The organism is Streptomyces sp. SCPE 10, from assembly GCF_051980735.1.
Lineage (GTDB): Bacteria > Actinomycetota > Actinomycetes > Streptomycetales > Streptomycetaceae > Streptomyces > Streptomyces misionensis.
Window position 1 is genome coordinate 6,863,633 of record NZ_CP197069.1, and the last position, 11,628, is coordinate 6,875,260.

The following is an 11,628-nucleotide window of genomic DNA, read 5'->3' on the forward strand; positions in this document are numbered from 1 at the left end:
AGTCCGGTGGTCAGCCGGTCACGGTGAGGACGATCTTGCCGCGGGTGCGGCCGGCCTCGACGCGGGCGTGGGCCGCGCCGGCCCGCTCCAGCGGGAAGGTCTCCTCCACCTCGACCGTGACCTCGCCGGCGTCGATCAGGCCCGCGATCGTGGTCAGCGCCACGCCGTCCGGCTCGACCAGGTACGGGGTGGCCCGCTTGCCGGCCGCCTCGGCGGCCCGGGTCAGCTCCGGGGAGACCCCGGACGGGACGGCGACCAGCAGGCCGCCCGGGCGCAGGACCTTCAGCGAGCGGGTGCTGGTCTCGTCGTGGGCGTCGCCCACCAGGTCGATGACGACGTCGACGTCCTCGACGGCGTCCTCGAAGCGGGTGGTGGTGTAGTCGATGGTCTCGTCGGCACCGAGTTCCTTGAGCCACGGGTGGCGTGCGGCGCTGGCGGTGGCGATCACCCGGGCGCCCAGGTGCCGGGCGAACTGGACCGCGAAGTGGCCCACTCCGCCGGCGGCGGCCGTGATCAGGACGCGCTGCCCGGCCCGCACATGGGCGGTGTCGACGAGGGTCTGCCAGGCGGTCAGCGCCGCCAACGGCACGGCGGCCGCGTGCACATGGTCCAGGGTGGCCGGCTTGCGGGCCCACTGGCGGGCCGGTGCGGTCACGTACTCGGCGTAGCCGCCGGCGGCGCGCGGAAACCACGGCATGCCGTACACCTCGTCACCCGGCTTCAGCGTGGTGACCCCGAAGCCGACCTCCTCGACGACCCCGGACACGTCCCAGCCGAGGATCAGCGGGAACGTCTGCAGCCCCGCCATGCCCTGACCCTCGCGGGTCTTCCAGTCCACCGGGTTGACGCCGGCCGCGTGCACCCGCACCAGCACCTCGGTCGGCAGCGGCTCGGGGCGAGCGACCTCCTCGACGGTGAGCACCTCCGGTCCGCCGAACTCCGTCTGGGTGACAGCCCGCATGGTGTGCTCGCTCATGTTGCCCTCGCTCATGTCCGTCTCACTCTCTTTCTTCTGCCGGGACCGCGGCCCCGGCAGAAGAAAGAGTGACGTGTGCGCGAGGACGTGGGTGAGTGGCCGGAGGGTCACCTGTCGTACCATTCCGGCCATGCCGCATCGTGTCGCTGTCCTCGCCCTCGACGGAGTCCTGCCGCTGGACCTGGGCATCCCGGCCCGGGTCTTCAACGAGGCCTGCGAACCGGACGGGACCCGTCTGTACTCCGTCGTCACCTGCTCCCTCGGCGGCCGGCCGGTACGCACGCACGAGGACTACCGGCTCCTCGTCGACCACGACGAGTCGGTGCTGGAGACCGCGGACACCGTCGTGCTCGCCACGCAGGAGCCCACCGAGGACCTGCTCACGACCGGCACGCTCCCCGGGGAACTCGCCGCGGCGCTGGACCGGATCGGGCCGCGGACCCGCATCGTCAGCCTGTGCACCTCGGCCTTCCTGCTCGCGGCGGCCGGTCTGTTGGACGGCCGGCGGGCCACCACGCACTGGGCGCTGTGCGACGCGCTGGCGCGGCAGTTCCCCGCCGTCGAGGTCGATCCGGACGTCCTCTTCGTCGACAACGGGCGCATCCTCACGTCCGCCGGCGGAGCGGCCGGCATCGACCTGTGCCTGCACCTGGTGCGACTGGACCACGGGGCGGCGGTGGCCTCGGCCGCCGCGCGGCGCTGCGTGGTGGCGCCGTGGCGCGAGGGCGGGCAGGCGCAGTTCATCGAGCACCCGGTACCGCGGGACACCGACCGGTCCACTTCGGCGACCCGGCAGTGGGCGCTGGACCGGCTGGCCGAGCCGCTCACCCTGGAGGACATGGCCCGGCACGCGCACATGAGTGTGCGCACCTTCACCCGGCGGTTTCGCAGTGAGGTGGGCAGCAGTCCGCTGAAGTGGCTGGCGCAACGGCGGCTGGAGCACGCGCGCCTGCTGCTGGAGACCACCGACCTGACCGTCGCACGGATCGCCACCACCTGCGGCTTCGGCGACCCCGTAGCCCTGCGCAAGCACTTCTACACCTACCTGGGCCTGTCCCCGCTGGCCTATCGGCGCGCCCACCACGCACCGCAGCGGATGCCCGCCGCGTGACCAACGGGCCGGTTGGACGAGATCATTTCCCCGGCCGGTCCACGGATGCCGGGGTCGGGTCCGGTGGGAAGGCGAGCGGAGGGAGCCGGTGGGGAGGGACGGCCGGCGCCGCCCCGAAGCGACGGTCCATGCTGCCCGGAGCGACGGCCCGAGGCGGCGGAGCGACGGCTCGCGCCGCCGGAACGACGGTCCGTGGCGTCTCGATCGGCGACCCGCCGCGTCCGGGCACTTCCCGGTGCGACATACTCGCCCGATGGGTTCACGGACTTCCCCGGCCGACCAGTCGATCACGATACGGCGGACCGTCGCGCGGGACGCCAGGCGGCTCACGCGGATCGTGCGCGGCTCGGGCGCCTACAAGGGGCAGTACGCGTCCGCGGTCGCGGGCTACCGGGTCGGTCCCGACTACATCGAGGCCCACCGCAGCTTCGTCGCCGTCGGCGGTGCGGAGGACGGCGGCCGGGTCCTCGGGTTCTACTCGCTCGTCCTCGCCCCACCCGAGCTCGACCTGCTGTTCGTCGCCGACGAGGCGCAAGGGCGGGGCATCGGACGGATGCTCGTCGCGCACATGCGGTCCGAGGCCCGTGCCGCCGGACTCGACCGGGTCAAGGTCGTGTCGCATCTTCCCGCCGAGGACTTCTACCACCGCGTCGGCGCGGTGCGGACGGGGACCGCACGCGCCAACCCGCCCGCCGTGCCGTGGGACCGCCCCGAATTCGAGTTCCGCATCTCTCCTGAACGAGGCGGTCCGTAGGCCCGGTTGGGCTCGGGCGGGGGTTCAGCAGGGGAAGGTGCCGCTGTAGAGGGCGTGCCCGTACGAGGAGCTGCCGGGGCCGAAGCCGTAGACGCCGTCGTCGGCCCAGACCGCCTCGCGTGAGCCGTCGACACAGGTCGAGGCCGGCGCGATGGCGAACCCTTCCAGGTTGTCGACCGGCATGACCGCCGGATTCGTGTACGTCACGTCCGGGACGAGCGCCCCGGTGGAGTCGACCTTCATCGACGTGTGCGTCTCTCCGCAGGTGTTGTCGCAGGTCGCGATGATGCGCTGGGTTCCGGCGTCGAACATCACGTCCATCACGGAGTCCTTTCCGGTGCCGATCGTGCCGAACGTGGTGAACGTGCCGTCGGAGTTCAGGCCGTAGGCGTGCAGCGTGCCGTCCCACTCCAGGCCGGCGAAGAACAGTCCCGACCCGTGCAGCGGGTAGTTCGCCGGGTCGTAGGCGGCACCGGTGAGCGGGTCCACCCAGCCGTTGGCGGTCAGCCAGCCGTCCGGCACGTAGGCGACGCCCTCGAAGCCCAGGTTGGCGTCGTCCTTGCTGCCGGTGTTCAGCTGCGGGAACTGGGCGGTCATGTCCCACTGGTGGACCGGCGTGAGCGTCGAGCCGGCGGCGGTCGGATCGAACTCCATGATCGTGTCCTTGGGGACCGTGTTCTTGGCGTTGTCACGCTCGGAGGTCACGTAGACGTGCCCGTTGCCGCCGACCGTCAGCCCCTCGGAGTCCGGCTCGCCGGAGCCGCCCAGGAAGCGGAGCTGCTTGCCGGTGGCGCTCCACGACGGGTCCGGGATCCACTTGCCGTTGCTCTTGACCAGCTTGAACAGCCAGTTCTTGTTCTTCGCCGCCCACAGCACCGACGGGTTCGACGGGTCGAACGCCAGGCCGCTCAGGTCCCGGCCTTCGGGGCCGGTGGACGTGGTGAAGGCGCAGACGTCGTCGGCGATCGTGACGTCCTTCCCGCCCGGCCACGCCAGGGTGCCCGCCGGGGCGGAACCCGTGCCGGTGGGCGCCTCGGGGGCGCAGCCGCTGGTGAGCGCGCCGCCGCCGCCCAGCAGCCGACCGCCGTCGCCGCCGCTGCCCCCGCTGCCGCCCGAGCAGGAGTTCGCGCCCCCGAACGTCGCGGTGGTGGAGGTCCGGAACCAGCCGGTGCCGTTGGCGCAGCGCTCGCTCGACGGCTTGGCGCCGCCGGTCGCCCAGGTCACCGAGTCGACCGTGGTGCCGTTGCCGTCGACGAGGAAGAGCGAGTCGTTGTCGCCCAGGCCGAGGGCGGAGTCGAACGTGACGTAGCCGCCGGCGGGGATGCTGGTCGCGCTCGGCGAGGCGGACGAGAGGGCGGCGGGGGAGTGGGAGGTGTCGCCGTCGACGTACTTCCACGCCCCGAGGGCGACCGCGCTGGTGCCACCGTTGTACAGCTCCACGGTGTCCGCGTCGCCGGAGGTGACCTCGTTGATCCGCACCCGGCTCGCCGCCGGGACCGAGGCGGGGCAGCCGGGGGCGTTGGGGGCTCCGAACGTGGTCGCCGTGGTCGTGGTGACCCACGCGCCGGTGCCGTCGCCGCCGCAGCGCGCCATCGCGGGCTTCGCCTTGCCGGTGGCCCACTCGACGCGGTCGACCACCGTGCCGCCGGCCGTGTAGAGCACCAGCTTGTCCGAATCGCCCAGCCCCTTGGGCGAGTCGAAGGTGACGAAGCCGCCGGCCGGGATCGTGCCGGAGGACGGGCTGAACGACTGCGGCGAGAAGCTGTCGTCGGACACCTTCCAGCCGCTGACGCTCACCGCGGTCGAGCCGGCGTTGTACAGCTCGACCGTGTCGTCGTTCGACGAGGTGACCTCGTTGATCCGGACGTTCTGGTAGTCGGCCGGGTCCGCCGCGGCCGCGGGCCGGGCGGCGAGCACCCCGGTGACGAGCAGTCCTGAAAGCGTCAGAGCCGCGGCGCATACGGAGGCGACGCCGGCACGCGAGTGTGAGGTAGGCACGAGGCGGGACTCTCGCGACACGCGCTTGACACAGCGTGAACTCCAGCCCAACTCCATGTGCCGGCTACCGGAATGCCAGGCGCGACCGGACGCCCGCACACGCGCCGGCGGCCCGCGCGGCGGGCGCGGCGTGGATCGGCAGCACCGCGGAGTGGATCGGAGGCGCTCATTCCTCCTCGGAGGACTCGGACATCGCCTCCAACGTGGCTCGCGTCGGCGACGACAGCTGGGGGTCCCCGCGGAACGATCCCGCGCCGCCGGGCTTCGCCATCGGGAAGTTCGCGCAGAACTCCTCCACGGAGTAGTTTCCGTCGTTCTGCCGCAAGGCCGCGCGCAACGCCTTGCTCGCTCCGGGGTACCGGAGCTCCTCGGAGTTGTGCGCCATGCCGTACAGCACGGCGGCGGCGCGCCGAGCCTCGCTGTCCTGCTCGAACAGGCGCATGTTCTCGGGAGTCAGCGAGCCCGCCCCCACCGCGTCCGCGAGGGCCACTCGCTGCGCGGGGCTCAGGCGCGGCAGGAGGTGGGCGTACTTCTCCCACTCCCGTCCCTGTGTGCCGGGGTAGTCGTCCTTCCTGCTCTTGACGACGGTCCCCAGGTCTCCCTCGTATCCCTGGTTCAGGGAGACCGTTCCGAACGGCGTCACCGGCTTGCTCCCGATGAGGTCGCCCTTCGCCGGCACTCCGCGCTTCGCCCGGCGCTCGTTGGCGCGCTTCAGGCGGGACGCGGCGTCCATGGGCTTGTCCTCGGCCTCTTCGCCGGATTCCTCCTGCGTCCCGGCTCCGCGAGGCGCGAAACGCAGGGCGTCCTCCAACGCGAAGTCGTAATCCATGTCGTCGCTCGAGGCGTCGAGGTCCCTGTCGTTCATCAGTTCATCGAACTCGTCGTCCTTCATCCGCTGGATGGCGGTGGACGACGCGCGGGGTTTGCCGGTGATCCGCTGGAGCGGGGCGTGGTCCGCCAGCACCCGGCGGGCGTTCGCTTCGGCTTCCCGTTCGAAGCGATCGGAGGGGTCGGAGATCCGCAGGCCACTGCCGTTGTCGGTGCCGGCGACCGGGCCCTGCCGCTGCTGGATGACATGGGTGAGTTCGTGGGCCAGCGTGTGTGCGTCGGCGCCGCCTTCGCCGATGACGATGTGGTGCCCGGAGGTGTAGGCGCGGGCACCGACCTCGGCGGCGGAGGCGCGCGCCGCGGCGTCGTCGTGGACGCGGACACCGGAGAAGTCCGCCCCCATCCGGGGCTCCAACTCGGCCCGTACCGCCGGATCGAGGGGCCGTCCCGGGGTGTTCAGCACGTCGTGCACGCTCGATCGCTGCACCACCGGTGACGGTCGTCCGTCACCGGAGTCCGGCCGGCCGCCTCCCGAGCGGGCGCGCTGTTCTTCGAGCATGCGGCAGACGGCGGCGTTCCCGACGGAGCGCTGAAGGGCCGACACCGCCGCGGGACTCACGGCGGAGAGCGAACCGCCGGGCAGGACGGCCGCGGTGGGGGACGGCCGCCGCGCGTTTCCTCGGGCGGAACCGAGCGTCTCGTCGCCGGTCTGCTGAGCGGTCCGCTGAGCGCGCATGACATCCTCCGGTGACCTGAAGTACCGGGCGTCCACTCTCGTACCCGGCCGGACGTGCGTACAGGGCCGGGGGGACGGAAGCGAGGGCACGAACCGTTGCCCGAACGGACACCTCCCGGCACCGCCGCCCCGAAAGGCCGTCGAGCGGGCGGCCGGTGGGCTGCCCGTCGAACCCGTCCCGTACGGCTTCGGATAGGGTGATGGCATGTACACACGGGGGCGCGCGCTCAAGGTCACGGCGGTGTCGGCGATGGTGGTGCTGGCCCTGACCGGGTTCTCGTCGGGTCATGGCCACGGGAGCCATGGCGGTGGGGGTTGCAGCAGCTCCCGTCAGGACCACGACGGTTCGTCGACGGCGCGGGGCAGCGGCTCGTCCGGCAGCGGCTCGTCCGGCGGAGACTCGGACGACTCCGCGACGAGCACGAGCACGAGCACGGGCGGCGGGTCGCGCCGAGCACGGCCCACCAGCACTCCCACCCCCACGGCGTCTCCCTCCCACGCCGCCCGGCCCCTCAAGGACGGCACCGCGGTGCTCGTGCACTGCGCGAACGTGGCGGACCCGTACGCGACCGTCGAGGTGAGGAACCCGAACGACCGCGAGGCCGTCTTCATGGTGAAGATGAGCTTCAAGGACGCGCGGGGGTTCGCCATCGCCGGCACGGGCAACGAGGTGTCGGTGCCCGCGAAGGGCAGGACGACCCTCCGGGTGCCCGCCGTGAGCACGGGACGCGTGGAGCAGATCGCGCACTGCGAGGTCGAGCACAGAGCCGTCGCCGACCGGTGACCGAATCTGCGTATCGGCACGCCGCCCTCCCGGTGTTCCCCGGTGGGCGGCGCGCCGCATGACGCGGAGAGGGCAGGATTCGAACCTGCGTGGACCCTTGCGGATCCGACCTCGAGGCGTGCTCGCTGGTCCCCGATCAACCACTCCGGGCACCTCTCCTCGCTCCCGACCCCTTTGTCTTCCGGGGTCGTTCACGTGAAAGAGAATGGCATGGGCCCCTGACACGGGGCTGACACGCCAACGACCAGTGCGCAGCCAATGGTGCGTACGCCATGGGTGTCGAACTCCCGGAGGATCGGCCCGGCGCGGCCCGGCTCCCGCCGCCGTCGCCCCGCACGGAGCCGGTGCCCCGAGGCGACCGGCCCTCAACGGGCCGTCCAGCCCCCGTCCAGGGGGATCGAGGCGCCGGTGATGTGGCCGCTGTGCGCGGTGCACAGCCACAGGGCCGCCTCGGCGACCTCCTCCGGCTCGATCAGACGCTTGATCGCCGTGCGGTCCAGGAACACCCGCTCCAGCACCTCCGCCGCCGGGATGCCGTGCGCGCGCGCCTGGTCGGCCACCTGCTCCTCGACCAGCGCCGTGCGGACATAGCCGGGGTTGACGCAGTTGCTGGTCACGCCGTGCGCCGCGCCCTCCAGCGCGACCACCTTGCTCAGGCCCTCCAGCGCGTGCTTGGCCGCGACGTACGCCGACTTGTAGGCGCTGGCGCGCAGCCCGTGCACGGAGGAGATGTTGACGACCCTGCCCCACTTCCGCGCGTACATGTGGGGCAGGGTGCGGCGCAGGATGCGGAACGGCGCCTCCACCATGACCCGTTGGATCAGGGCGAACCGCTCGGGCGGAAACTCGTGTACGGGGGCGACGTGCTGCAGGCCCGCGTTGTTGACCACGATGTCGGCGTCGTCCGGCAGCGCGTCCACGGCGTCGGCCTCGGAGAGGTCCGCCACGACGGCGATGCCGCCGATCACCCGGGCCACCTCCTTGGCGGCCTCGGCGGCCCGGTCCACCACGTAGACCTCGGCGCCGGCCGCGGCGAAGCCCTCGGCACAGGCCCGGCCGATCCCGGCGGCCGCACCGGTGACCAGGACCTTGCGGCCGGTGAGAAACCGGGGCGGGGCCGGAGCGGACGCGCAGGCGTCACCGGGCCCGGGATGCTGGGACGAGCCCTCGTCGGAGCTCTTGGTGCTGTCCATGGCCGACCACCGTAGGGACGAACCAACGCGGGAGGCACGTCGGGCGCCGACATATTTTCGGCGGGCGAGATGGGGCCCGCCACCATGTGCCGACGCCCGGCGGACACCCCCGGCCAGGGCCCCTCCGGCGCACCCGGCAGGCGCGGGCACACCGCTCGTTGCCACCGCCACAGGCACGGCGCGACCGCGGACACCATGGCGGTGCGAGCCACGCCGGGCACCGCGGTCCTGGCTGCCCCTCACATGTCGCGCCGGGCCGGCCGGTCGTACGGTCCGCTTCCAGCAAGCCGGTACGACGGCGGGCCGCACACGGCCGGATGCCGCGACGGCCGGCGCGGCGGGCGCGGGGCGGCGCCGGGCGGGGTGGGACCGCCGGGCGGCGCGCCGGGCCCGCACTCCCCCTCCCACCCCCACCACTCAACGGAGTCGCAGCATGCCTCACTCCACCTGGCGTGGATTCATCCGGCGCATCGCACTCGCCGCCGCGCTGGCCGCCTGCGCCGCGGGCCTGACCGTCGCGGGCCCCCTCGCGACGGACGCGGCGGCCGCCGGCACCCTCACACAGGTCACCGCCTTCGGCTCGAACCCCGGCAACCTGGCGATGTACGAGTACGCCCCGTCCAACCTGCCCGCCCACGCACCGCTGGTGGTGGCCCTGCACGGCTGCACCCAGTCGGCGAGCGACTACCACACGCACTCCGGCTGGCAGAAGTTCGCCGACCAGTGGGGCTTCGCCGTGGTCTACCCGCAGACCAGCTCGGCCAACAACAGTCTGTCCTGCTTCAACTGGTTCGACTCGACCAAGGACACCCGTGGCAAGGGCGAGGCGGCCTCGGTGATGCAGATGGTCGACACCGCCGTGGCGCAGTACGGCTCGGACCGCGGCCGTATCTTCGTCACCGGCCTGTCCGCCGGCGGCGGCATGGCCGCGGACCTGCTCGCCGACTACCCGGACGTGTTCGCCGGCGGCTCCGTCGACTCCGGTCTGCCCGCGCAGTGCGCCACCACGCTGACGGCCGCCTCCGGCTGCCAGTCCGGCAGCCAGAACCTCACCCCGAAGCAGTGGGGCGACAAGGTCCGCAACTCTTACCCGGGTTACTCGGGGCCGTGGCCGCGGGTCGCCATCTGGCAGGGGACCGCCGACACCACCGTCAACCAGGTCAACGGCACCGAACTGCGCGACCAGTGGACCGATGTCTGGGGCATCGGACAGACCGCCTCCAGCACCCGGAGCCTGACCGGCGGCACCACCGAGAGCCTCTACGACGACAGCACCGGCAAGCCCGCCGTCGCCCTGTTCTCGATCTCCGGCATGACGCACGGCCTCGCCGTGGACCCCGGTTCGGGCGCCGACCAGTGCGGCAGCACGGGGGCCTACTACCTCGACTACATCTGCTCCAGCTACCACACCGCGCTGTTCTGGGGCCTGGACGGCAGCGGCGGCCAGGGGGGCGGCACCGGTTCCCTGCCCGCCCCGTCCGGCCTCACCGTGACCGGCACGACCGACACCGGAGCCTCGTTGACCTGGAACCCGGTCAGCGGCGCCGCCTCCTACACCGTCTACCGCAACGGCGCCAAGGCCGGTTCCGTGACGGGCACCTCCTACACCGACACCGGTCTGTCCGCCGGCACTTCCTACACCTACACCGTCGCCGCGGTGGACTCCTCCGGAGCCGTCGGCGCGTCATCGGCGCCGGTGACGGCGACGACCACGGGCGCCGCGCCCAAGTGCTACACCACCGACAACTACCACCAGGTCCAGGCCGGACGCGCCCACCAGAGCCTCGGCTACACCTACGCCAACGGTTCCAACGACGCCATGGGCCTCTACACCCTCGCCGTCACCCACACCCTGAAGGAGACGTCCCCCGGCTACTTCGTCGTCGCGGATTCGGGCTGCTGACGGCGGAGGCGGTCACGGGGCCGCCCGGTGGCCGCCGACCACCGGGCCGGCACCGCCGGCGGGCGGGCACCGGCCCACTCGGCGGTGCCGGCCCGCGCCCGAGCCCCTCGGAACGTAACGCGCGCCCGCTTCAAGATCATCCGAATTGCGCCGTATTCCGGACCGTCTGCTACGGCAACATGTCGACCTCATGGCGGCGCCGGGTAAAACCTGGTGTTCCGGCGAGGTGCGGATCAGGCTGACGTGTACATCCCCATGTCACCCTTCCGTACCCCCAGAAAGCTTCACCGCGCATGCACTCCACCTGTCCCCCCGGTGCTCCCGAGGCGCACATTCCGTGTGTGGCAAGGAGGTGCCGCGCGTGCTGCGCTATGTGACACGCAAGGCGGTCGGCTGGCTCCTGATGATCGTCGTCGCGACGAACGCCACCTACTTCCTGGCCAGTTGGTTCCTGGACCCGCGCTCGAACTTCAAGGAGCTGCGGCCCGTCCGCAGCGAGGCACAGATCGACCGGGCCCTCGCGCCGTACAACCTGGACCCCCGGGTGCCGTTGGTGCACCGCTGGTGGGACTGGCTGACCTCGGTGACCCTGCACTTCGACTGGGGAAAGTCCCCGACCGGCGTCTCCGTCAACGGCGAGGTGGGCTACCGGGCGCTGGTGAGCGCGGAGTTGGTCGTCATCGCGACCGTGCTGTCCGTCGTGATCGGCGTCGCGCTCGGCGTCTACACCGCCGCACGGCAGTACGGCTGGGCCGACCGGGTGGCGCAGGCCGTGTCCATCGTGGTGTTCAACATCCCCGCGTCCGTCGCCGCCCTCGCCGTGGTCTTCGTCGCCATCTGGCTGAACCAGCACACCGGGCTGCACTTCTTCTACGTCGCCGGAGAGAGCTCACCCGGCGTCGAAGGACTGCTGCCCACGATCGGCGACCGCCTCCAACACCTGGTCCTGCCGACCCTGGCGCTCACCCTGATGGGCTACGTCGGCTACCACCTGACGCAGCGTTCACTGCTGCTCGACACGCTCCACGCCGACTTCGTGCGCACCGCCCGGGCCACCGGGCTCACCCGGGGCCAGGCCATCCGCAGGCACGCCCTGAGGGCCGCGCTCATCCCGACGGCGGCTTCCGTGGCGTTCAGCGTACCGGCCGTCTTCACCGGTGCGGTCATCACGGAGACGATCTTCGGCTGGAACGGCATGGGCCGCTACTTCGTCCAGACCATCAGCAAGAACGACGTGCACGGCGTCGTCGCGACGGCCGCCTTCGCCGCGGCACTGACCGCGATCGGCGCGATCCTCGCGGACATCGCCACCGTCTTCCTCGACCCGAGGGTGCGGGTGAGCTGA

10 protein-coding genes and 1 pseudogene are annotated in these 11,628 nt (G+C 72.1%); 5 read left to right on the forward strand and 6 right to left on the reverse strand.

Translation table 11 applies throughout. From position 1 onward, the window contains the following. Positions 1-10: 10 nt before the first annotated feature. Positions 11-976: an NADP-dependent oxidoreductase gene (locus tag ACSP97_RS31435; RefSeq protein ID WP_358301094.1), complete on the reverse strand. Its 966-nt coding sequence runs from the start codon at positions 974-976 to the stop codon at positions 11-13. 130 nt (positions 977-1,106) lie between these two features. Between ACSP97_RS31435 and ACSP97_RS31440 the strand changes: the two genes are divergently transcribed. Further along, complete coding sequence (locus ACSP97_RS31440) at positions 1,107-2,087, forward strand: GlxA family transcriptional regulator (RefSeq protein ID WP_355152733.1); 981 nt, start codon at positions 1,107-1,109, stop codon at positions 2,085-2,087. Between the two features lie 253 nt (positions 2,088-2,340). After that, positions 2,341-2,841, forward strand: coding sequence for a GNAT family N-acetyltransferase (locus tag ACSP97_RS31445; protein ID WP_355152731.1), 501 nt, complete (start codon positions 2,341-2,343; stop codon positions 2,839-2,841). A 24-nt stretch (positions 2,842-2,865) separates the two neighbouring features. Here the strand turns inward: ACSP97_RS31445 and ACSP97_RS31450 are convergent, their stop codons facing one another. The 3 genes from ACSP97_RS31450 to ACSP97_RS31460 all read right to left on the reverse strand — a co-directional run bounded on the left by ACSP97_RS31450 (position 2,866) and on the right by ACSP97_RS31460 (position 6,886). Then, positions 2,866-4,839, reverse strand: a complete 1,974-nt coding sequence (locus tag ACSP97_RS31450) for a lamin tail domain-containing protein (RefSeq protein WP_440555394.1) — start codon at positions 4,837-4,839, stop codon at positions 2,866-2,868. Between the two features lie 166 nt (positions 4,840-5,005). Next, positions 5,006-6,403: an eCIS core domain-containing protein gene (locus ACSP97_RS31455; RefSeq protein WP_440555397.1), complete on the reverse strand. Its 1,398-nt coding sequence runs from the start codon at positions 6,401-6,403 to the stop codon at positions 5,006-5,008. Between the two features lie 330 nt (positions 6,404-6,733). Next, positions 6,734-6,886 (reverse strand): hypothetical protein, encoded by a 153-nt coding sequence (locus tag ACSP97_RS31460; protein WP_440555400.1) that lies wholly within the window; start codon positions 6,884-6,886, stop codon positions 6,734-6,736. A gap of 46 nt (positions 6,887-6,932) precedes the next feature. Between ACSP97_RS31460 and ACSP97_RS31465 the strand changes: the two genes are divergently transcribed. After that, positions 6,933-7,187, forward strand: coding sequence for a hypothetical protein (locus ACSP97_RS31465; RefSeq protein WP_440555402.1), 255 nt, complete (start codon positions 6,933-6,935; stop codon positions 7,185-7,187). 64 nt (positions 7,188-7,251) lie between these two features. On the opposite strand, the pseudogene ACSP97_RS31470 reads toward ACSP97_RS31465, so the two are convergent. Beyond that, a pseudogene (locus ACSP97_RS31470) lies at positions 7,252-7,346 on the reverse strand. Between the two features lie 206 nt (positions 7,347-7,552). Then, the gene (locus tag ACSP97_RS31475) at positions 7,553-8,380 is read right to left on the reverse strand and encodes a 3-hydroxybutyrate dehydrogenase (RefSeq protein ID WP_358300944.1); all 828 of its coding nucleotides are present in this window, start codon (positions 8,378-8,380) and stop codon (positions 7,553-7,555) included. A 433-nt stretch (positions 8,381-8,813) separates the two neighbouring features. On the opposite strand from ACSP97_RS31475, the gene ACSP97_RS31480 reads away from it, so the two are divergent. Continuing rightward, entirely contained in the window at positions 8,814-10,283 is a 1,470-nt protein-coding gene (locus tag ACSP97_RS31480; RefSeq protein WP_388316241.1) for an extracellular catalytic domain type 1 short-chain-length polyhydroxyalkanoate depolymerase, read from the forward strand. A gap of 361 nt (positions 10,284-10,644) precedes the next feature. Beyond that, a complete protein-coding gene (locus ACSP97_RS31485) occupies positions 10,645-11,628 on the forward strand; it encodes an ABC transporter permease (protein ID WP_355152720.1) in 984 nt (327 codons plus the stop codon).